At 72.9% G+C, this 19,600-nt stretch carries 20 protein-coding genes and 1 pseudogene; 9 read left to right on the top strand and 12 right to left on the bottom strand.

The window, feature by feature from the left end; translation table 11 throughout:
* Window positions 1–147: 147 nt before the first annotated feature.
* Window positions 148–1,146, bottom strand: a complete 999-nt coding sequence (locus ACFWEG_RS03555) for a DUF3068 domain-containing protein (protein ID WP_387208719.1) — start codon at window positions 1,144–1,146, stop codon at window positions 148–150.
* 277 nt (window positions 1,147–1,423) lie between these two features.
* On the opposite strand from ACFWEG_RS03555, the gene ACFWEG_RS03550 reads away from it, so the two are divergent.
* Window positions 1,424–1,606: a hypothetical protein gene (locus tag ACFWEG_RS03550; RefSeq protein WP_387208717.1), complete on the top strand. Its 183-nt coding sequence runs from the start codon at window positions 1,424–1,426 to the stop codon at window positions 1,604–1,606.
* The gene (locus ACFWEG_RS03545; RefSeq protein ID WP_387208715.1) at window positions 1,606–2,826 is read left to right on the top strand and encodes a helix-turn-helix domain-containing protein; all 1,221 of its coding nucleotides are present in this window, start codon (window positions 1,606–1,608) and stop codon (window positions 2,824–2,826) included. Before ACFWEG_RS03550 ends, ACFWEG_RS03545 begins: the two co-directional genes overlap by 1 nt.
* Window positions 2,827–3,112: 286 nt before the next feature.
* On the opposite strand, the gene ACFWEG_RS03540 is transcribed toward ACFWEG_RS03545, so the two are convergent.
* On the bottom strand, window positions 3,113–3,547 hold the full coding sequence (locus ACFWEG_RS03540) for a MarR family winged helix-turn-helix transcriptional regulator (RefSeq protein ID WP_387208713.1): 435 nt from the start codon (window positions 3,545–3,547) through the stop codon (window positions 3,113–3,115).
* 123 nt (window positions 3,548–3,670) lie between these two features.
* Here ACFWEG_RS03540 and ACFWEG_RS03535 point away from each other — a divergent pair, with 123 nt between their 5' ends.
* The 3 genes from ACFWEG_RS03535 (at window position 3,671) to ACFWEG_RS03525 (ending at window position 6,133) form a co-directional block, all read left to right on the top strand.
* On the top strand, window positions 3,671–4,684 hold the full coding sequence (locus ACFWEG_RS03535; RefSeq protein ID WP_387208711.1) for an NADP-dependent oxidoreductase: 1,014 nt from the start codon (window positions 3,671–3,673) through the stop codon (window positions 4,682–4,684).
* Between the two features lie 74 nt (window positions 4,685–4,758).
* A complete protein-coding gene (locus ACFWEG_RS03530) occupies window positions 4,759–5,187 on the top strand; it encodes an organic hydroperoxide resistance protein (protein WP_387208709.1) in 429 nt (142 codons plus the stop codon).
* Window positions 5,188–5,335: 148 nt separating this feature from the next.
* Complete coding sequence (locus tag ACFWEG_RS03525; protein WP_387208707.1) at window positions 5,336–6,133, top strand: EI24 domain-containing protein; 798 nt, start codon at window positions 5,336–5,338, stop codon at window positions 6,131–6,133.
* On the opposite strand, the gene ACFWEG_RS03520 is transcribed toward ACFWEG_RS03525, so the two are convergent.
* Window positions 6,130–6,702: a TetR/AcrR family transcriptional regulator gene (locus ACFWEG_RS03520; RefSeq protein ID WP_387208705.1), complete on the bottom strand. Its 573-nt coding sequence runs from the start codon at window positions 6,700–6,702 to the stop codon at window positions 6,130–6,132. The two genes, ACFWEG_RS03525 and ACFWEG_RS03520, sit on opposite strands and share 4 nt — an antisense overlap.
* Window positions 6,703–6,829: 127 nt before the next feature.
* On the opposite strand from ACFWEG_RS03520, the gene ACFWEG_RS03515 reads away from it, so the two are divergent.
* Window positions 6,830–9,322: a glycoside hydrolase family 3 C-terminal domain-containing protein gene (locus ACFWEG_RS03515; RefSeq protein WP_387208703.1), complete on the top strand. Its 2,493-nt coding sequence runs from the start codon at window positions 6,830–6,832 to the stop codon at window positions 9,320–9,322.
* A 320-nt stretch (window positions 9,323–9,642) separates the two neighbouring features.
* Here the strand turns inward: ACFWEG_RS03515 and ACFWEG_RS03510 are convergent, their stop codons facing one another.
* Both ACFWEG_RS03510 and ACFWEG_RS03505 read right to left on the bottom strand, forming a co-directional pair.
* The gene (locus ACFWEG_RS03510) at window positions 9,643–10,644 is read right to left on the bottom strand and encodes an aldose epimerase family protein (protein WP_387208701.1); all 1,002 of its coding nucleotides are present in this window, start codon (window positions 10,642–10,644) and stop codon (window positions 9,643–9,645) included.
* A gap of 10 nt (window positions 10,645–10,654) precedes the next feature.
* Window positions 10,655–11,620, bottom strand: coding sequence for a GDSL-type esterase/lipase family protein (locus ACFWEG_RS03505; protein ID WP_387208699.1), 966 nt, complete (start codon window positions 11,618–11,620; stop codon window positions 10,655–10,657).
* A gap of 343 nt (window positions 11,621–11,963) precedes the next feature.
* On the opposite strand from ACFWEG_RS03505, the gene ACFWEG_RS03500 reads away from it, so the two are divergent.
* Window positions 11,964–12,458 carry a DUF3145 domain-containing protein gene (locus ACFWEG_RS03500; RefSeq protein WP_387208697.1) on the top strand — a complete coding sequence of 165 codons (495 nt, stop codon included), beginning with the start codon at window positions 11,964–11,966 and terminating at the stop codon, window positions 12,456–12,458.
* Window positions 12,459–12,539: 81 nt separating this feature from the next.
* On the opposite strand, the gene fabF is transcribed toward ACFWEG_RS03500, so the two are convergent.
* From fabF to ACFWEG_RS03475, 5 genes are all read right to left on the bottom strand, one after another.
* Window positions 12,540–13,811, bottom strand: a complete 1,272-nt coding sequence (fabF, locus tag ACFWEG_RS03495; RefSeq protein ID WP_387208695.1) for a beta-ketoacyl-ACP synthase II — start codon at window positions 13,809–13,811, stop codon at window positions 12,540–12,542.
* A gap of 129 nt (window positions 13,812–13,940) precedes the next feature.
* Entirely contained in the window at window positions 13,941–14,189 is a 249-nt protein-coding gene (locus ACFWEG_RS03490; RefSeq protein ID WP_387208693.1) for an acyl carrier protein, read from the bottom strand.
* A 73-nt stretch (window positions 14,190–14,262) separates the two neighbouring features.
* Window positions 14,263–15,291, bottom strand: coding sequence for a ketoacyl-ACP synthase III (locus ACFWEG_RS03485; protein ID WP_387208691.1), 1,029 nt, complete (start codon window positions 15,289–15,291; stop codon window positions 14,263–14,265).
* Window positions 15,292–15,296: 5 nt separating this feature from the next.
* Window positions 15,297–16,217 carry an ACP S-malonyltransferase gene (locus ACFWEG_RS03480; protein ID WP_387208689.1) on the bottom strand — a complete coding sequence of 307 codons (921 nt, stop codon included), beginning with the start codon at window positions 16,215–16,217 and terminating at the stop codon, window positions 15,297–15,299.
* Between the two features lie 89 nt (window positions 16,218–16,306).
* Window positions 16,307–17,491: a PucR family transcriptional regulator gene (locus tag ACFWEG_RS03475; protein ID WP_387208687.1), complete on the bottom strand. Its 1,185-nt coding sequence runs from the start codon at window positions 17,489–17,491 to the stop codon at window positions 16,307–16,309.
* A gap of 151 nt (window positions 17,492–17,642) precedes the next feature.
* Between ACFWEG_RS03475 and ACFWEG_RS03470 the strand changes: the two genes are divergently transcribed.
* Together ACFWEG_RS03470 and ACFWEG_RS03465 are read left to right on the top strand one after the other, a co-directional pair.
* Window positions 17,643–18,299, top strand: a complete 657-nt coding sequence (locus ACFWEG_RS03470) for a pirin family protein (protein ID WP_387208685.1) — start codon at window positions 17,643–17,645, stop codon at window positions 18,297–18,299.
* Window positions 18,300–18,367: 68 nt separating this feature from the next.
* A pseudogene (locus ACFWEG_RS03465) lies at window positions 18,368–18,487 on the top strand (VapC toxin family PIN domain ribonuclease); the annotation flags it as partial.
* A gap of 3 nt (window positions 18,488–18,490) precedes the next feature.
* Here the strand turns inward: ACFWEG_RS03465 and ACFWEG_RS03460 are convergent.
* Together ACFWEG_RS03460 and ACFWEG_RS03455 are read right to left on the bottom strand one after the other, a co-directional pair.
* The gene (locus ACFWEG_RS03460) at window positions 18,491–18,754 is read right to left on the bottom strand and encodes a DUF397 domain-containing protein (RefSeq protein WP_387208683.1); all 264 of its coding nucleotides are present in this window, start codon (window positions 18,752–18,754) and stop codon (window positions 18,491–18,493) included.
* Window positions 18,738–19,562, bottom strand: a complete 825-nt coding sequence (locus ACFWEG_RS03455; RefSeq protein ID WP_387208681.1) for a Scr1 family TA system antitoxin-like transcriptional regulator — start codon at window positions 19,560–19,562, stop codon at window positions 18,738–18,740. The genes ACFWEG_RS03460 and ACFWEG_RS03455 overlap by 17 nt, the downstream gene beginning before the upstream one ends.
* Window positions 19,563–19,600 lie beyond the last annotated feature (38 nt).

The raw sequence follows: 19,600 nt of genomic DNA, 5'->3' as shown, positions 1-19,600 counted from the left end.
GTGACAACCGGGATCAGGCTGCGGGGTGGGTGGACAGTTTTCGCGGCCCGGTCCGATGCGGCTACTCACCGAAGTGACAATTTCTGATCGAACTGTCGCCGCGAGGTCATCACTTTCCGTCCAGTGGAGGCCGTTCCGGAGAGCGGCTCACTCACCGGAGTGCTCACCGGACGCCGTTTCGGGCGTTTTGCGGCCCCGGACGAGCAGGACCACGCCCGCGGCGGCCAGCAGGAGGCCGGTGAGCCCCGCCAGCGCCGGCGCCGTCTGGCCGACCGTCTTCAGCTGGTCGCTGCCCTCCTTGGCGAGCTTGACCTGCGTCTTCTGGGTCTTCGTGTCGAAGCCGATCTTCTGGCTGTCGAGCAGGACGACCTCGTCCTTGGTGCCGCCCGGGGCGCGCAGGGTCTTCTTCGGGCCGATCGCCGCGTAGATGATGCGGCCGGTGGCGCGGTCGACGACGAGCTCGATGCCGTGGTTGGAGTACCACTCCTCGGCCAGCACCTGCCCGCCGGCCTTCACGCCGACCAGGGTGCCCGGGACCTGCCGGGTGCCGGTGCGGACCGGGTCGACGGAGCCGGTGAACCGGTAGCCCTCGTAGCCCTGGATCTTCTTGGTGCCCTTGAACTGGAGCGGGACGGTGCCGCCGAGCGTGTTGTCCCACCAGCGGTAGGAGCGCTTCTCCACGTCGAAGGGGAACTTCAGGTAGGCCTCGCCGTCGAAGACGGGGGACTCCTCGCAGCAGTGCAGCGGCCGGTTGGTCTTCCGGTCGGTGACCCACCGCTCGGTGCTCCACTGGAGCGCGTCCCGCGGGTCCTCCGCGGGGAGCGAGTCCTTGGTGTCGACGGTCGTCGACACCTCCCAGATGGACCGGTCGTCGGTGCTGTCCTCGACGTCGCCCCGGACCTTGCGGGTGATCGTCAGGGCCTGGCCGTCGACCGTCTCGACCTCGCCCTGGTCGAAGTAGCTGCCGGTACCGGTGAAGACGGTGGTCGCGTCGATGTCGATCGGGGTGCGCTTGGCGTTCGGCTGGACGTACCAGGCGAGCAGCGGCGCGAGCGTCAGCAGGAAGACGCCTATGCCCAACAGGACCAGCGACAACGGTGACGGTCTCGAGGGGCGGTCGGGGGACGGGTGGCCGGTGGGGCGCATGCGGCACTCCAGAGGGTGTGGTGCCTCGCGTGAACAGGAACGGGAACTGCGGAAAGCGCGGGGATTGACCGTCTCGAACCGGTCGAAAGGGGTGCGGCCCGTGCTGATCGGCTGCACACCCCTAGGGCCGGGACCGTAAGCGCACCCTTGACGAGGTGTCAATGCATGACAAAGACTGGGTTACTCGCCGGTTGGGGTCGGCGGGTAACCGGGATAAGGGTTGCAGCGATCCGAGAACGCGGACCGGATAAGGTCCGTCCAGGAGGCTGAACGACCCATGCAGAGACTTTTCGCCGCCGTGCTCACGTCGCTCTTCGCAGCGGCGCTCGCCGTAGGTGCCGCTTTCGGCATCGTCGAGCTGCTCACGGCCAAGCCCGACCAGCCGAACACGCCGCTGGTCACCTACGAGACGCCGGCTCCCGAGGCGGCGGCTCCGTCCGGCCAGCCCTCTGATGGCTGATGTCGGTCCCTCGCTCGGCCTGGCGTGACGTACCCGGGCCGGTGATCCGGCGTTTCGCCGAACTGGCCGCCGCCGAGACCCCGGCGCTCGCCGACGAGATCCTGACGGAGCTCCGGCGCGAGTACCCGCACCTGCCGATCGTGCTCGACCAGGCCGGCGAACCGCTGGCCCTGGTCGGCATCCGGCGGGCGATCGAGGTCTTCGTCCGGCAGCTCGCCACCCCCGGCCGCACGGTCGAGGTCCCGCCCTCGGTCTTCCAGGACTTCGGGCGGGGCGAGGGGCTGCACGGCCGCAGCCTGGACACCCTCCAGGCGATGTACCGGCTCGGCACCCGCCTCACCTGGCGGCGCCTGGCCGAACTGGGGCAGCAGGCCGACATCCCGCCGCCCGCGATGTACGAACTGGCCGAAGCCGGCTACGCCTACCTGGACGGTCTCGTGGAGCAATCGGTACGCGGCTACGCGGAGGCCGCCGCGCGTCAGGTCGGCGAGCGGCTGCGGCTGCAGCGCAAGCTCATGGAGCTGCTCTTCACCGAGCACCCGCGGCCCGACTTCGACGACGCCGTCGCCGAGCGGGCCGCGCGGGTCGGCTGGACGCTGCCGTCCGTGGTGGCCGTCGGCGTCCTGCTCCGCCCGGCCCGCGAGGCCGTGGCGCCGGCCGTCGGCGCGGAGGTGCTGCTCGACATGGAGTTCGAGCAGCCCCGCATGATCGTCCCCGACCCCGACGCGGGCGGCCGCGCCGAGCTGCTCCGGCGGGCCATGACCGGCTGGTCCGGGGCGATCGGCCCCGCCGTGCCGCTCGCCCAGGCGGCGAAGTCGCTGCGCTGGGCGGAGGTGGCGGTCGGCCTCATGGAGCGCAAGCTGCTGCCCGCCGGCGAGGTGCTGCACTGCACCGAGCACACCGAGGCGCTCGTCCTGCTGCCGCCCGAGGAGCTCCTCGACGACCTCGCCACGCGCCGCCTCGCGCCGCTCGCGGAATGCGGGCCCACCCACGCCCGCCGGCTGGCCGAGACCCTGCTCGCCTGGCTGGAGACCCGCGGCGGCGCGCCGGAGGTCGCGAACCGGCTCGGCGTCCACCCGCAGACCGTCCGCTACCGCCTGCGCCAGATCCGCGAGCTGTGGGGCGACGAGATCGACGACCCCGACCGCCGCTTCGAACTGGAACTGGTCCTCCGCGCCCAGCGCCTCCGCGGCGACCTCGAAGAACGCCGCACGCCGTGACGCGGCACGGGCTGTGACACCGCATACGCGGTGACTCCGCGCGGGCCGTGACACCGCGCCGGCCGTGACACGGCGCGGGCCGGTCCGGCGCCCGCCCGCCGTGCTCTGTGCGCGGCCTGAGGTGCGCCCGTCGTGACGCGCGCGCCCGGCCCGACGCGCGTGCGGCGCGGTCCGGCGCGGTCCGGGCGGGCGCGGGCCCGGTCTGGCGTGGACCTGGCGGTCCGGGTGTGCGCGGCGCGGTCCGGCGCGGCAGCGGTCCGTGCGCGCGCGGTCGGGTGTGCGGCGGTCAGTCGACGCCCAGCATGCGCCGCAGCAGGTCGCGGAGGACCGTCCGCTCCTCGACCGAGAGGTCGCTCAGCGGCTCGCGGGCGAAGTCGAGCGACTCCCGCAGCTGGGAGGCGACCTCGCGGCCCTCGTCGGTGACCGCCGCGAGCTTCACGCGGCGGTCGCCCGCGTCCGGCCTGCGCTCGACCAGGCCGCGCGCCTCCAGGCGGTCCACGATGCCGGTGATGTTCGACGGCTCGCAGTGGAGTTTCCGGGCGATCCGCCGCATGGGCGCGGCCTCGATGGAGAGAAGACGGAGCACACGGGCCTGCGCCCCGGTGAGTCCGTGCTTGCCGGCCGCCTCCTCGTACTCCTCGCGGTAGCGGTTCACGACCGCGCCGATGAGTTCGACCACCTCGAAGGTGAGCGGATCAGGGGGGCGTGCGGAGGGTGTCATACGCCCCAGCGTACCGAGTTGTTTGACAAGGTGAAATATTCGGACGCATGGTTGTTTCAGCACCTGAAGCTTTTCGGGCGCCCGACCCGTGGCGCCCCACCCCGAGCAGGAGGACGAGCCGCAATGTCCGCACTCCCCACCACCGGCCGTGAATGGCACCTCGTCGCCCGCCCCCAGGGCTGGCCCACCGCCGAGGACTTCGCCCTGCGCGAGGCGGCCGTCGAGGCCCCGGCCGCGGGCCGGATCCTGGTCCGCAACGCGTTCATGTCCGTCGACCCGTACATGCGCGGCCGGATGAACGACGTCAAGTCCTACGTCCCGCCGTTCCAGCTGGACAGGCCGATGGACGGCGGGGCCGTCGGCGAGGTGATCGCCAGCGCCGACGACCGCTTCCAGGTCGGTGACCACGTCCTGCACGGGCTCGGCTGGCGTGAGTACGCGTCCGTGAAGGCCGAGCACGCCACGAAGGTCGACCCGGACGCGGCCCCGCTCTCCGCCTACCTCGGCGTGCTCGGCATGCCCGGCCTCACCGCGTACGCCGGCCTCCTGGAGGTCGCGTCCTTCAAGAAGGGCGACGCGGTCTTCGTCTCCGGCGCGGCCGGCGCGGTCGGCAGCCAGGTCGGCCAGATCGCCCGCCTCAAGGGCGCGTCCCGGGTCATCGGCTCGGCGGGCTCGGACGACAAGGTGCGCTACCTCGTCGACGAGCTCGGCTTCGACGCGGCGTTCAACTACAAGAACGGCCCCGTCGTCGAGCAGCTGCGCGCGGCCGCCCCGGGCGGCATCGACGTCTACTTCGACAACGTCGGCGGCGAGCACCTGGAGGCCGCGCTGACGGCGTTCAACGTGCACGGGCGCGCCACCATCTGCGGGATGATCTCGGTCTACAACGACACCGAGGCCTCGCCCGCGCCGCGCAACCTCGCCCTCGTCATCGGCAAGCGGCTGCGGCTGCAGGGCATGCTCGTCGGCGACCACGCCCACCTCCAGGAGCAGTTCGTCTCCGACGTGGCCGGCTGGGTCCGCTCCGGCGACCTCAAGTACCGCGAGACGCGCGCGGAGGGCATCGACACCGCCGTCGACGCGTTCGTGGGCATGCTGCGGGGCCAGAACACCGGGAAGATGATCGTCGCGCTGTGACACCCGTCTCCTTCCGCGATTTCGCATCGCGGTAGTGTGCTTCCGATCAACGGAACAAGAAGGGGAGCTTCTTCATGACCATCCAGAAGATCGACGCGCTCTACACCGCCGCCGCGACCGCCGAGAACGGCCGGGACGGCCGGGTGGCGAGCGACGACGGCAAGCTCGACGTGGTCGTCAACCCGCCCAAGGAGCTCGGCGGCAGCGGCGCCGGCACCAACCCGGAGCAGCTCTTCGCCGCGGGCTACAGCGCGTGCTTCCAGGGCGCGCTCGGTGTCGTCGCCCGCAAGGAGGGCGCCGACATCTCCGGTTCGACCGTCACCGCGAAGGTCGGCTTCGGCAAGACGGAGGCCGGCGGCTTCGGCCTGGAGGTCGAGATCTCCGCGCACATCCCGAACGTCGACGCGGCCACCGCCCAGTCCCTCCTGGAGAAGGCCCACGAGGTCTGCCCCTACTCCAACGCGACCCGCGGCAACATCAAGGTCGACCTGGCCGTCGCCTGACACCGCACCCTTCCCGGGCCGCACCCTGCTCTGCGGGGTGCGGCCCTTCTGGCATCCCGTCAGAATCGGGCGCGCCGCCATCTCTCGCGTGCCCCCGCCGTTGTGGGGGCCGGGGGGCGCCGCACGATCGCGCACGTACTCTGAACGCATGCGCGATCTGGGCAAGGGCTTCGGGTTTCTGCTGCGGGGGCAGCGGTGGGTGTTGGGGCACGGGAGGTGGTTCGGGTTCGGGTTGTTGCCCGGGCTGGTGACGCTCGTGCTGTACGCGGCCGTGCTCGTCGGACTCGCTTACGGCGGGGACGACTTGGTGGCGTGGCTGACGCCGTTCGCGGACGAGTGGTCAGGGAAGGACGTGTTCCGCGGCGCGCTGACGGTCGTGCTGTGGGCGCTGGTGCTGCTGATCGCGGTGGTCGCGTTCACGGCGGTGACGCTGCTGGTCGGGGAGCCGTTCTACGAGCGGCTGAGCGAGGAGGTGGACCGGAGCACGATCGGGACCGTGCACGAGTCCGGCATCCCGATGTGGCGCGAACTCCTGGTCAGCGCGCGGGACAGCATGCGGATCCTGGTCCGGGTGGCCCTGTTCGGCGTGCTCCTGTTCGCGGCGGGATTCGTGCCGGTGGTCGGGCAGACGGTAGTCCCGGTCGTCGCCGTGATGACGACCGGCTTCTTCCTCGCGCAGGAACTCGTCGCGGTGGCGGGCCAGCGCCGCCGGATCGGCCTCACCAAGCGGCTGAACCTGCTCCGCTCCCGACGGCTGATGACGATCGGCTTCGGCGCACCCCTCGCCGCCGCGTTCCTCGTCCCGTTCGTGGCCGTCGTCCTCATGCCCGGCGCGGTCGCGGGCGCCACCCTGCTGACGCAGGAACTCCTCGGCGAGCGCGACGACCACGCCCCGCACGACGACGACCGCACCCCGTACGACGACCGCAGCCCGTACGGCGCCTAACCCCCCGCCGACCCCTCAAGGAGCAGCCGGAAGTCCTCGAACGCCGCCGCCATGTCCACCGCGCCGGGGTCGAGCAGCCACTGGTACTGCAGCCCGTCCATGACGGCGACGAGCAGCGGCGCGGCCCGCTCCGGGGTGAGCCCCGACGGCAGCCGCTCGCCGTACGCGGCCCGCAGCGCCGTCGCCATGCCCTCCCGCACCCGCCCGTAACGCCCGGTGAAGTACGCCCGGGCCGGGTGGTCCTCGGTGACGCTCTCGCCGAGCAGCGCGGAGAACGTCTGGACGACCCCGGGCCGCGTCGCGTTGTACTCCACCAGCGCGGTGAGCAGGTCGAGCCGCCAGGGCCGGCCGGGCGCCGTGTCCCACCGGTCGCGCTCCTCCAGGACGGCGACGAGCAGGGCCTCCTTGCCCGGGAAGTAGTGCAGCAGCCCCTGCTGGGTGAGCCCCACCCGCTCGGCGACCGCACCGAGCGAGGCCCCCCGGTAACCGCGCTCGGCGATCACCTCCAGCGCCGCCCGCACGATCTCCCCCCGCCGCCCCTCGCTGCCCGCCCGGGCGCCCGTCGTCATCGCCGCTCCTCGTCACGCACGCCTATGTCACGAATACATCACGCTACCTACCGAATGACAGGTAAGTCCGTCCATCATAGGACCGGAAGACGCCCCGCATCCACATACCTCGACGAGGAGGCACCCCGTGGCCCCGACACCCGACGCACCCGACGCACCCGACGCACGCGACGCCCGCGCGACCGCCGTGGAGGCCGCCGTCGAGAAGGCGCTCGCCGCGCTCGACCTGGACACCAAGGCCCGGCTCCTGGCCGGCCAGGACAGCTGGACACTGCCGCCGCTGCCGGGCGTCGGGCTGGCCTCGCTGGTGATGTCCGACGGCCCGATCGGCGTGCGCGGCGGCCGCTGGACCGCCGACGACCCCTCGATCGCCCTGCCCTCGCCCACCGCGCTCGGCGCGACCTGGGACCCCGCGCTCGCCCGCCGGACCGGCCGCCTCCTGGCCCAGGAGGCCCGCCGCAAGGGCGTCCACGTGCTGCTCGCCCCGACCGTCAACCTGCACCGCTCCCCGCTCGGCGGCCGCCACTTCGAGGCGTACAGCGAGGACCCGTACCTGACCGGCGAGATCGGCACCGGGTACGTGGCGGGCGTCCAGGACGGCGGGGTCGGCACGACGGTCAAGCACTTCGTCGCCAACGACGCCGAGACCGACCGGTTCACCGTGGACAACGTCGTCGCCGACCGCGCCCTGCGCGAGCTGTACCTCGCCCCGTTCGAGGCCATCGTCGCGAACGCCCGCCCCTGGGGCGTCATGTCGGCCTACAACGCGGTCAACGGCACCACGATGACCGAGCACGGCCACCTGCAGAACGACGTCCTGCGCGGCGAGTGGGGCTTCGACGGCTTCGTCGTCTCCGACTGGACCGCCGCCCGCTCCACCGTCGGGGACATCCTCGGCGGCACGGACGTCGCCATGCCCGGCCCGCGCACGGTCTACGGCGAGGCGCTCGCGGCGGCCGTGCGGGCCGGGGAGGTGGACGAGGCGAAGGTCGACGGGGCCGTCCGCAACGTCCTGCGGCTCGCCGCCCGGGTCGGCGCGCTCGAAGGGGTGCCGGCCGAGGTCCCCGAGGCGGAGCTGCCCGAGCCCGTCGACGGCGCCGCGCTGGCCCGCGAGGTGGCCCGCCGGTCCTTCGTGCTGCTGCGCAACGAACTCCGCGGCGGGCGGCCCGTGCTGCCCCTTGCGCCCACCGCCACCGTCGCCCTCTCCGGCGCGGCCGCACGCGACCCGCGCGAGCAGGGCGGCGGCTCGGCGCGGGTGTTCCCCGCGCACGTCGTCTCCGCGCTGGAGGGCCTCACCGCCGCGCTCCCGGACGGCGCGCTCACCTACACCCTCGGCGCGGACCCCGCCGAGGCGCTCACCACCGCGGACAAGGGCTTCGACCTCGAAGCGGTCTGCCGCGACGCCGACGGCAAGGTCCTCGGCTCGATCCCGCTCCACCAGGGCGAGGTCTTCTGGATCGGCGCGGACTTCCCCGACGGCGTCGCCTACGAGGAGCTGCACTCCGTCGACATCACCGGCACCTTCACCCCGCGGGTGAGCGGGCTCCACCACTTCGGCACCCGGGGCGTCGGCGACTACGCGCTCACCGTCGGCGGCCGCGAGCTGTTCTCCGGCACGGAGGAGCTCGTCATGGGCTCCGACCCGTTCGAGTCGGTCTTCGGCACGCCCGTCGAGCGCGGCGCCGTGGACCTCGAGGCCGGTGTGCCGGTCGCCGTCACCCTGAACCACCCGGTGTTCCGGATGCCCGGCGCGCCGATCGAGGCGCTGATCTTCTCCCTCGTGCACGGCGAACCGGAGCGCGACGAGGACGAGTTGATCGCCGAGGCGGTGGCCGCGGCGCGGGCGTCCGACGCGGCGGTGGTCGTCGTCGCGACCACCTCGGCCGTCGAGTCCGAGGGCTACGACCGCGAGCACCTGCGGCTGCCGGGCCGCCAGGACGACCTCGTGCGCGCGGTCGCCGCGGCCAACCCGAACACCGTCGTGGTGGTCAACGCGGGCTCGCCCGTCGAGATGCCGTGGCGCGAGGACGTCGCCGCGGTGCTCCTGACCTGGTTCCCGGGCCAGGAGGGCGGCGCGGCCCTCGCGGACGTCCTGCTCGGGGCGGAGGAGCCCGCGGGGCGGCTGCCCACCACCTGGCCCGTCGCGCTCGCGGACGCGCCCGTCTCGGACACCCGGCCCGTCGACGGTCAACTTCCGTACACGGAGGGTGTGTTCATCGGCTACCGCGCCTGGGACCGCGCCGGACGCACCCCCGCCTACCCCTTCGGCCACGGCCTCGGCTACACCACCTGGTCCTACGACTCCCTCACCGTCGACGGCGCCCGGGCGACCGTCAGGATCACCAACACCGGTGACCGGCCCGGCCGCGAGACCGTGCAGCTCTACCTCGCGCCGGTCGGCGACGACGCGTCCCCGGTCGAGCGGCCCGCCCGCCGGCTGGCCGCGTTCGCGAATGCGGCGGCCGAACCGGGGGAGACGGTGGAGGTCGAACTCGACCTGCCCGAGCGGGCGTTCCAGGTCTGGCACGACGGCGGCTGGCACACCGTCCCAGGCGGCTACGAGCTCCTCGCCGCGCACGCGATCGACGACGTCCGGGCGCGCGCGGGGCTCACCCGCTGAACGGCGGCCCAACCTGCCTTACCGTGAAGGGACTTCGGCGCGGGCGAGCCGGGGCGGCGCGCCCCCGCCGAGGAGCCCGGGAGCCGGCCCGGCTGACCTGACCCGCCGCGGCCGGCCCCCGGTGCGGTCGAGGCACGGGCCGCCCTGGCCGCGATGACGACCCGGGCCGCCGCGTCGACGCGGCCGCCCGCTGCGACCCCGGCCCGAGTCCGGCGGCCGGCGGCCCTTGCCGCGCCGGATCAGCACCGTGCCGGATCACCACCGCGCGGCCCGGCGCGGCCCGCCCGCGTCCGTCGCCCTCCGCCCCGCGCAGTCCCCGCTCAGAACGCCGCGCGGGTCGAGAACGTGTAGTGCGTGACCGAGCGGAATCGTTCCTCCGGGCGGAGGACCGTGGAGGGGTAGTCCGGGCGGTTGGGGGAGTCGGGGAAGTGCTGGGTCTCCAGCGCGACGCCCTCACCCGGTCCGAAGGGCTCACCGTCGAGGTGGTCGCCGGTGTAGAGCTGGACGCCTGGCTCGGTCGTCGCGACCGTCAGCACCCGTCCCGAGCCCGCCTCGTACAGCTCGGCGACGACCCGCTCGGCGCTCCCGTCGGGCGCGAAGCCGTCGAGCACGTAGTTGTGGTCGAAGCCCGCGCCCACCTTCCGCGCCTCGCGGAAGTCGAAGCGGGTGCCGGCGACCGGCGTCGGACCGCCGGGCGTCGGGATCAACTCCTCGTCCACCGCGGTGTAGTGCTCCGCGGCGATCCGCAACTCGTGGTCCCCGACGGTCCCGTCGCCCGCCCCGCCGAGGTTCCAGTAGGTGTGCTGGGTGAGGTTGAGATGCGTCGGCGCGTCCGTCGTCGCCTCGTAGACGACCCGCAGCCCGCCGTCCGCGTCGAGCGTGTACGTCGTGGTGACCTCGAGACGGCCCGGGAAGCCCTCGTCGTCGTCCTCGCTGACCAGGGTCAGCCGGACCCCGTCCGCGACGGCCTGCGCGTCCCACACCCGCTTGTCGAAGCCGGTGTACCCGCCGTGCAGGGTGTTCGCGCCGTTGTTCTGCGGAAGGGTGTACGTCCACCCGTCGAGCGTGAACGCACCCCCCGCGATCCGGTTCGCATAGCGGCCCACGACCGCGCCGAGGTAGGGGTCGGGGTGGCGGAGGTAGCCGTCGAGATCCGGGTGGCCGAGCACCACCTCGGCACCCTCTCCGTCGCGGTCGGGGACCCGCACCGACTGGAGGACGGCTCCGTAGGTGAGGACCCTCACCCGGGTGCCGCCCCGCTCCAGCGTCCAGCGGTGCACGGCCGTTCCGTCGTCAAGGGTGCCGAAGAGTTCGCTGCTCATGGTCTGGAGGTTACGCCGGGCCCTCCGCGGAGGTCACATTCTCGTAGGCGACCTCCGCCAGCTTGGCCTGACCGTCGATGTTGGGGTGGAAGTAGTCGAACTCGCTGAGCTGCTTCAGCGTGAACTTGTAGTCGAAGAGGGTGGGGTCGAACCGGCACAGCGCGTCGGTCGCGCAGGCGTCGCGCAGGACCTCGTTGTACTCCACGACCCGCTGGCGCACCGCGTCCCGCCGCGCGTTCGACTTCGCGTCCGTCGCGTCCGGGTTCGCGAGCATCGCCGCGCACACGCCGAGCGACCAGAGCTTCTTGCTCTCGGGGTTGGTGCGGCCCTGCGACCACAGCCGCTTGAGGTCGGGGACGCTGGAGACGTACACCTGCGTCTTCGGGGAGTCCTTCCGCACGGTCCGCAGCGCGGACTCGAAGTCGCGCCTGAAGTCGGCGACCGGCGTCATGTAGGCGACGTCCTCGCGGCAGGCGTCGTTCGCGCCCATCAGGACGGTGAGCAGCTCCGGTTCGTGCCGGACGGCCCGCTGGACCTGCGGCGTCAGCCCCTCCATCCGGGCCCCGGAGACCGCGTAGTTCCAGCTGTTGTCCTTCGCGTCGGCGCCGAGCAGCCGCTGCGAGAGGCTCTTGACCTTCTTGCGGGTCCCGGTCGCCCAGGACGCCTCGGGGCAGTCGGCGAGGAGGGTGCACACGTCGAAGCCGGCGGTGATGGAGTCGCCGACGGCCGCGACGGAGGCGGGCGCGGTGTTCCAGGTCGGGCCGGCGGGCTTCGAGGAGGTGGGGGAGGGGGTCGGGGCGGGCTTGTTGCCGCCGGTCGCGTCGCAGCCCGCGAGCGCGCCGCCGGCCAGGACGGCGGTCAGTGCGACGGCGAGGACGGCGCGGGGCCGGCGGGCGCTCCCGCGGCGGTTCCGGCCGCCGTCGTCACGGCTGTCGTCGCGGCCCCGCCGCACCTCGTCGTGCGCACTCTTCGGCATCCCTGGTCCCCTTCGGTCAGCATCGTTGGTCATCTTCGACCGGGCGCGTTCGTCGCCGTCGGCGAACCGCGCATATTCGTGCGGCGAGTCCCTGTTTCCCGGGACCGCCGGTACGTCGCACTCCCGACTCCGCCGCAGGGTAGCTTGGCCCCCATCGGCCCGCGCGGGCCACCCCCGCGATCGAGCGGGCCCATGGCTTCGTTAGATTGCACCACGTCAGTTCTGTCCTGTTCGGTCATGTTTGGGCGGTAACGTTCGGCTATTGTCGGTTACTGTCCGGCCGTGGTTCGGCACGGGCGTGCGGTCGCCGGGGACGGCGGCCCCGACCCACCTGGAGGTCCCGGTGACGACACGTGGAGTCCTGTACGTGCACTCCGCACCCCGCGCGCTGTGCCCGCACGTCGAGTGGGCGGTGGCCGGGGTGCTCGGCGGCCGCGTCGACCTCGACTGGGTGAGACAGCCGGCCGCGCCCGGCACCTGGCGCGCGGAGTTCTCCTGGCAGGCGGGCCCCGGCACCGCGGCGAAGCTGGCCTCGGCACTGCGGGGGTGGCAGCAGCTGCGCTTCGAGGTGACCGCGGAGCCGTCCGCGGCGACGGAGGGGGAGCGCTACAGCTCCACCCCCCGGCTCGGCATCTTCCACGCCGTCACCGGAATCCACGGCGACATCCTCGTCCCCGAGGACCGCATCCGCGCCGCGATGGCGCGCGCGGCGCTCGGCGAGAGCACCCTGGAGAACGAACTCGCCGCGCTCCTCGGCAAACCCTGGGACGACGAACTCGAACCCTTCCGCTACGCCGGCGAGGGCGCCCCCGTCCGCTGGCTCCACCAGGTCGTGTAGGCCGCGCCCCGCCCACCCCCTTGCACGCGCGAAGGCCCGCCCCCTCCAAGGGGACGGGCCTCGACCGCAGGTGAGCCGTGGTCAGACGCTGCGCAGTGCCAGCACCACGTTGTGGCCGCCGAAGCCGAAGGAGTTGTTGATCGCGGTGATCGGGCCTTCGGGGAGCTTGCGGGGGGCGTCGCGGACGATGTCGGCGCCGTCCTCGGCGATCTCGTCGTCGAGCTCGCCGACGTTGATGGTCGGCGGGGCGAGCCGGTGGTGCAGGGCGAGGACCGTGGCGACGGTCTCGATGCCGCCCGCGCCGCCGAGGAGGTGGCCGGTCATCGACTTGGTCGCGGAGACGGCGACGTGGTCGAGGTCGTCGCCGAGCACCCGCCGCAGCGCCTTGATCTCGGCGACGTCGCCCTGCGGGGTGGACGTGGCGTGCGCGTTGAGGTGCACGATCTCCGACGGCTTCAGGCCCGTCGCGTCGAGCAGGTTCTGCACGGCCGCCGCGACCCCGCGGCCGGTCGGCTCGGGCTGCGCGATGTGGTGGCTGTCGGCGGACAGGCCCTGCCCGACGACCTCGCAGTACACCCGCGCACCGCGCGCCTTCGCGTGCTCCTCGGACTCCAGGACGACGACGCCCGCGCCCTCGCCGAGCACGAACCCGTCCCGGGCCTTGTCGTAGGGGCGCGAGGCCAGTTCGGGCTCGTCGTTGTTCTTGCTCATCGCCATCATGTTGGCGAACGCGACGACGGGAAGCGGGTGGATCGCCGCCTCGGTCCCGCCGGCGATCACCACGTCGGCGCGGCCGGTGCGGATCATCTCCACCGCGTAGCCGATCGCCTCGGCGCCGGAGGCGCAGGCGGAGACCGGGGTGTGCACACCGGCCCGCGCGTTGACCTCCAACCCGACGTTCGCGGAGGGCGAGTTGGGCATCAGCATGGGGACGGTGTGCGGGGAGACGCGGCGGACGCCCTTCTCCTTCAGCACGTCGTACTGGTCGAGCAGCGTGGTCACCCCGCCGATGCCGGACGCGATGACCGACCCGAGCCGCTCGGGGTCGACGGCGTCATCGTCCCCGGCCTTCGCGGTGAACCCCGCGTCCTTCCACGCCTCCTGGGCCGCGACCAGCGCGAACTGCGCCGAGCGGTCCAGCTTGCGGGCCACCGGACGCGGCAGCACCTCACCGGGCTCCACCGCGATCTGCGCGGCGATCCGCACCGGGATGTCGGCGAAGCGCTCGCCCTCCAGCGGGCGGACGCCGGACCGGCCGGCGACCAGCGCGTCCCAGAAGGACGCCGCGTCGCCGCCCAGCGGGGTGGTGGCGCCGATACCGGTCACGACCACGGTGCGAGGGGTCGAGCTCACAGGGGTTCTCCACGTGTGTGAGTAGATCTACGGCCTCCACTGCGCGTGGCGGCCGGGCGGCCGGGCCCCGGGCCGGTGCGGCGGCCGGGACCCGGTGCCCCGTGGGCAACGGGCCGGGAGCCCGCGGGCTCAGGCCTGGTGCTTGGCGATGTAGTCCGCCGCGTCGCCGACCGTCTTGAGGTTCTTGACGTCCTCGTCGGGGATCTTGACGTCGAAGCGCTCCTCGGCGGCGACGACGACCTCGACCATGGACAGCGAGTCGACGTCCAGGTCGTCGGTGAAGGACTTGTCCAGCTGGACGTCCTCGACCGGGATGCCGGCGATCTCGTTCACGATCTCGGCGAGACCGGCGACGATTTCTTCCTGGGTGGCGGCCATGGTGGCGCTCCTTCGTGTTCGTGGTGCGGAGGGTGTGGCTTTCGGCGGGCGTCCGGATCCTCCCGGACGCCGCCTAGGGGAGGGTAACGACCGTCGCGGCGTAGACGAGCCCCGCCCCGAAGCCGATGACGAGCGCCGTGTCGCCGCTCTTCGCCTGCCCGGTCGCCAGGAGCCGCTCCATCGCGAGCGGGATCGAGGCGGCCGAGGTGTTGCCGGTGGTCTCGATGTCACGGGCGACCGTGACGGACTCCGGCAGTTTCAGCGTCTTCACCATCGAGTCGATGATCCGCATGTTGGCCTGGTGCGGGATGAAGACGTCGAGTTCGTCTGCGGTGATCCCGGCGGCGTCCAGCGCCTCCTTGGCCACCTTGGCCATCTCGAAGACGGCCCAGCGGAAGACCGCCTGGCCCTCCTGCGTGATCGCCGGGAACTTCACGTTGCCGTCGGCGTCCCTGGCCAGCCCGGACAGGTCGCCCCGGTAGCGGTCCCAGGAGACGGTCTGCGTGATCGTGCCGGCCTTGTCGCCCTCCGAACCCCACACCGTGGGGCCGATGTGCGGCTCGTCGGCCGGCCCGACCACGACCGCGCCGGCGCCGTCGCCGAACAGGAAGGCCGTGGCCCGGTCGGTGAGGTCGGTGAGGTCGGACAGCCGCTCGACGCCGATGACGAGGACGTACTCCGCCGAGCCCTCGACGACCATGCCCTTGGCGAGGGTCAGCCCGTAGCCGAAGCCCGCGCAGCCGGCGGAGATGTCGAACGCGGCCGCCTTGTCGGTGCCGAGCCTGTCCGCGATCTCGGTGGCGATGGCGGGCGTCTGCGCGAAGTGCGAGACCGTCGAGACGACGACCGCGCCGATCTGCTCGGCGCTGATCCCCGCGTCGGCGATCGCCTTGCCGGACGCCTCGATCGACATCGCGGCGACGGTCTCCTCGTCGGAGGCCCAGTGGCGGGTCGCGATGCCGGACCGCGAGCGGATCCACTCGTCGGAGGAGTCGATCGTCTCCAGGATCACCTCGTTGGGCACCACCCGGACCGGGCGGTAGCCGCCGACGCCGAGGATGCGCGCGTACGGGGAGCCCTTGCGTGCCCTGATCTTCGCCATGGGGCTCAGGCTCCTTCCGCGGTGTGCTCGGCGATCAGCGCGCGGGCCGCGTCGAGGTCGTCGGGCGTCTTCAGGGCGAGGGTCTTCACACCCGGCAGGGCGCGCTTGGCCAGGCCGGTCAGGGTGCCGCCGGGGCACACCTCCACCAGCGCGGTCGCGCCGCGCGCCTGGAACGTCTCCATGCACAGGTCCCAGCGGACCGGGTTGGCCACCTGGCCGACCAGCCGCTCGACGACCTCGGCGCCGGTCGCGACGACGGCCCCGTCCTTGTTGGAGACGTACGCGACCGTCGGGTCGGCGGGCGCGAGCTCCTTCGCGGCCTCGGCGAGCTTCTCGACGGCCGGGGCCATGTGGTGGGTGTGGAACGCGCCCGCGACCTGCAGCGGGACGACCCGCCGCACGCCCTCGGGCTTGTCCGCGACCAGCGCGTCGATCTGCTCGGCGGTGCCGGCGGCGACGATCTGGCCGGCGCCGTTGACGTTCGCGGGGGTGAGCCCCAGCTTCTCCAGGTGCGGGACGACCGCGGCGGGGTCGCCGCCGAGCAGCGCCGCCATGCCCGTCCTCGTGACGGCGGCGGCCTCGGCCATCGCCAGGCCGCGGCGGCGCACCAGGCGCAGCGCGTCGCCGGCGTCGAGGACGCCCGCGAAGGCGGCGGCGGTGATCTCGCCGACGCTGTGGCCGGCGACGGCGTCCGGGGACGCGCCCAGGGCCTCGGCGGACAGGAGGCCGGCGGCCACGAGCAGCGGCTGCGCCACCGCCGTGTCGCGGATGGCGTCCGCGTCCGCCTGCGTGCCGTAGTGCAGCAGGTCGAGCCCGATGGCGTCGGACCACGCCGCGAGGCGGTCACCCGCGCCGGGGAGGTCGAGCCAGGGGGTCAGGAAGCCAGGCGTCTGGGCGCCTTGGCCGGGAGCGACGAGTACGAGCACCCTCACACTCTCTCTTGTGGACGGCGCCCTACGCCGGTGGGGACAAGGACGAAGAACCGTCGGGCTGGTTGTTGGTGTTCGACAAAAGTCTAGGACTGCGCTTCGACGGCGACCAGACGGCCGAGGATGAGCGCGATCCGCAGCGTGAACGCGGAGCGGACGTCCGACGGCGACCATCCGGTGACGTCCGTCACACGTCGGAGCCGGTAGCGCACGGTGTTGGGGTGCACGAAGAGCATCCGGGCGGCGCCCTCCAGGGACGAGGCCTGCTCCAGATAGACCGCGAGGGTCTCCAGGAGCGCGGAGCCGGCCTCCTCCAGCGGTCTGTAGATCTCCTCCACCAGCTGCTCCCGCGCGGCGGGGTCTCCGGCGATCGCCCGCTCCGGAAGGAGATCGTCCGCGAGGACCGGCCGGGGGGCGTCCTGCCACGCCGAGCACGCCTTCAGCCCGGCGAGCGCGGCCTGCGCGGACCGCGAGGCGGCGAGCAGGTCGGGCACGACCGGGCCCGCGACGACGGCGCCGGCCGCGTACGGGCCGATCAGCGACTTGGCGACGGCCATCGGGTCGTCGCTGCCGCCGGCGATCACCACCAGACGGTTGCCGAGCACACCGGTGAGGACCTGCAGCTTCGCGTGCCGCGCGGCCCGCCGGATCGCCTCGACGGTCAGCTCGCTGTCCCCGCTGGGGGCGGTGCCGAGCACCACGCAGACGTGGTCGGGGGAGTTCCAGCCGAGCGCCGCGGCCCGGCTCACCGCGCCCTCGTCGGCCTCGCCGGAGAGCACAGCGTTCACCACCAGCGACTCCAGGCGGGCGTCCCACGCGCCGCGGGCCTCGGCGGCCTGCGCGTACACCTGCGCGGTCGCGAAGGCGATCTCGCGGGCGTAGACGAGGAGCGCCTCGCGCAGCACGCCCTCGTCGCCGGGGGCCGCGACCTCGTCGATCGCGGACTCCATCACCTCGATCGTCGTGCGGACCATCTCCACGGTCTGCCGCAGGGTGATCGCGCGGGTCAGCTCGCGGGGCGCGGTGCCGAAGACGTCCGTGGAGATCGCCTGCGGCGACTCCGGGTGCCGGAACCACTGCGTGAACGCGGCGATGCCGGCCTGGGCGACCAGGCCGATCCACGACCGGTTCTCCGGCGGCATCGCGCGGTACCACGGCAGCGTGTCGTCCATCCTGGCGATCGCGCTCGCCGCGAGGGTCCCGGCGGCCTTCTCCAGGCGCCGGAGGGTCGCGATGTGCGGGTGCGTGTCGTTCACTGCGGGGTCTGCCACGGACCCAAGCCTGCACCATCGGCGACGCGGCTCGGTGCGGCGGGCCCGACGCGACCCGTCCGACGCGCCCCGGGACACGCCGTCGGTGCAGGAGCGTCCGCCTCGCGGAACGGGCAGCCCGGGGCGGTCCGCAGGCCGTAGCGTGGGGTGCGTGATCTCCGTACGTTCCGCCGCCGACCGCTACCCGGGCGGCGAACCCGCCGCCGGGATCTCCTCGCGGCACGCCTTCTCCTTCGGTCCGCACTACGACCCCGACAACCTGCGCTTCGGGCCGGTGCTCGCGGTCAACGAGGAGCGGCTCGAACCCGGCGCGGGGTTCGAGGAGCACGCCCACAGCCACACCGAGCTGGTCACGTGGGTCGTCACCGGCGAGCTCACCCACCGCGACTCCGCCGGCCACGCGACGGTCGTCCGCCCCGGCGACCTCCAGCACCTCTCCGCGGCGGGCGGCGTCCGCCACGTCGAACGCAACGACGGTGACGAGCCCCTGGTCTTCCTGCAGTTCTGGCTGGCCCCCGTGGAGGCCGGCGGCGACCCCGCCTACACCATCGTCCGCGGCATCGCCGACTCCACGCCGTACGCGCTCCCCGCGGCCGGCGCGCTGCTGCACGTCGCCCGGCCGCGCGCGGGCGAGCGCGTCCCGCTCCACGACGCGCCGTACGCGTACGTCCACGTCGTCCACGGCTCGATCCGCCTCGACGGCCACGACCTGGGCCCCGGCGACGCGGCCCGCCTCACCGACGGCCGAGGCGTCGAGGCGCTGTCCCTCGCCGACAGCGAGCTCCTCGTGTGGGAGTTCGCCGCCTGAGATCATCAGGCAGGGGATCCATCTCGCGGCGATGGCCCACCGGATGGGGGACGAGTCCTTCTCCTCGCGCGGTGAACGTCGCCCTCGCCGCCGACCACGGCACCGACGCGGTGCTCACCCTCGACCGCCGCGACTTCCGGGCCGTCCGCCCGCTGGGCCGCGCGAAGGCCTTCCGCGTCCTGCGGGACGGGTCAGCGGAGGCTGCCGACGAAGGTGGTCCAGGCGGAGGTGGAGAAGGTGAGGACGGGGCCGGCGGGGTTCTTGCTGTCCCGCACGGGGACGGCCGAGGGGGCGCAGGGGGAGACTTCGAGGCATTCGCCGCCGGTGTTGCCGCTGTGGGAGGATTTGAGCCAGGTTGCCAGGCCGGTGGTGGTGCACTCGACGCAGTCGCCACTGCTGCCGCTGTACGAGGACTTGCGCCAGAGGGCGTCGGTCAGGTCAGGGGTGGTCCCCATAGCGTTCCTCCATCACGCGAGTGATCAGGGCGACGGACTCCTCGGGGGAGAGGGCCGTTGCTTGCAGGTGAGCGTAACCGACTGAACGCTCCCTGATCACTTGCGGATTGGCCGTCATGTGACCCTGGTCGTAGCTCTCCGCGTAGAAGAGATCCGGGTCCCGCTCGAAGCGGAGGAGGTTGAACGAGCCCTTCACGCCCGTATGCGCGCCTACCGAGAACGGCAGCACTTGAAGGCCGAGCCACGGCCGCCCTTGCAGACTCAACAAGTGCGCCAGTTGGTTCCGCATGACGCTGCGGCCCCCCACCTCTTGCAGAAGAGCTGCCTCGCTGAGCACCACCCATAGCGCTGGGGGCTCCTCACCCGTGAGGATGCGCTGCCGGTCGAGGCGGGCGGCGGTCTGCGCGTCGAGGTCATCCGCATGGTCAATCGCGAGCACGGTACGCGCGTACTCCTCGGTCTGCAGCAGACCGTAAATCACCTGCGTCTGAAACGCGGAGATGTACGTCGCCTGCGCCTCCAGCTCCGCGTACGCCTGGAACCACGTCGGCAGTTGGCTCCGCAGAACCAGGCCCACCAGGCGGCTGAACGCCCCGTCCGTGCCCAGCGCCGCGTCCACGCGTTCGGCGAAGTCCCGCGTGGGGACCTTCTTCGCGGTCTCTATCTGGCCGACGAGCGACCCGGTGCAGAAGATCGCGTTGCCGAGGTCGCTCTGGCTGAGGTCCTGCTCCTCGCGCCGCCGGCGCAACTCGGAGCCGAAGTAGTCGAGCGGGGACGCGTCGGGCCGGAGCGGGCGGATGTTGGTCACGGCGGCCACCTCCTGGGACAACGCCTGACGGCGTTGAC

The organism is Streptomyces sp. NPDC060194 (assembly GCF_042728285.1).
Lineage (GTDB): Bacteria > Actinomycetota > Actinomycetes > Streptomycetales > Streptomycetaceae > Streptomyces.
The sequence above is the reverse complement of the archived record's forward strand: the minus strand, read 5'-3'. Positions and strand labels throughout refer to the sequence as shown.

Bases quoted from the DNA above. Each gene is read 5' to 3' on its own strand.
- ACFWEG_RS03555 (WP_387208719.1), bottom strand. From the start codon at position 1,146: ATGCGCCCCACCGGCCACCCGTCCCCCGACCGCCCCTCGAGACCGTCA.
- ACFWEG_RS03510 (WP_387208701.1), bottom strand. From the start codon at position 10,644: ATGAGCAGCGAACTCTTCGGCACCCTTGACGACGGAACGGCCGTGCAC.
- ACFWEG_RS03550 (WP_387208717.1), top strand. From the start codon at position 1,424: ATGCAGAGACTTTTCGCCGCCGTGCTCACGTCGCTCTTCGCAGCGGCG.
- ACFWEG_RS03490 (WP_387208693.1), bottom strand. From the start codon at position 14,189: ATGGCCGCCACCCAGGAAGAAATCGTCGCCGGTCTCGCCGAGATCGTG.
- ACFWEG_RS03540 (WP_387208713.1), bottom strand. From the start codon at position 3,547: ATGACACCCTCCGCACGCCCCCCTGATCCGCTCACCTTCGAGGTGGTC.
- ACFWEG_RS03485 (WP_387208691.1), bottom strand. From the start codon at position 15,291: ATGGCGAAGATCAGGGCACGCAAGGGCTCCCCGTACGCGCGCATCCTC.
- ACFWEG_RS03530 (WP_387208709.1), top strand. From the start codon at position 4,759: ATGACCATCCAGAAGATCGACGCGCTCTACACCGCCGCCGCGACCGCC.
- ACFWEG_RS03525 (WP_387208707.1), top strand. From the start codon at position 5,336: ATGCGCGATCTGGGCAAGGGCTTCGGGTTTCTGCTGCGGGGGCAGCGG.
- ACFWEG_RS03460 (WP_387208683.1), bottom strand. From the start codon at position 18,754: ATGGGGACCACCCCTGACCTGACCGACGCCCTCTGGCGCAAGTCCTCG.
- ACFWEG_RS03505 (WP_387208699.1), bottom strand. From the start codon at position 11,620: ATGCCGAAGAGTGCGCACGACGAGGTGCGGCGGGGCCGCGACGACAGC.
- ACFWEG_RS03545 (WP_387208715.1), top strand. From the start codon at position 1,606: ATGTCGGTCCCTCGCTCGGCCTGGCGTGACGTACCCGGGCCGGTGATC.
- ACFWEG_RS03520 (WP_387208705.1), bottom strand. From the start codon at position 6,702: ATGACGACGGGCGCCCGGGCGGGCAGCGAGGGGCGGCGGGGGGAGATC.
- ACFWEG_RS03535 (WP_387208711.1), top strand. From the start codon at position 3,671: ATGTCCGCACTCCCCACCACCGGCCGTGAATGGCACCTCGTCGCCCGC.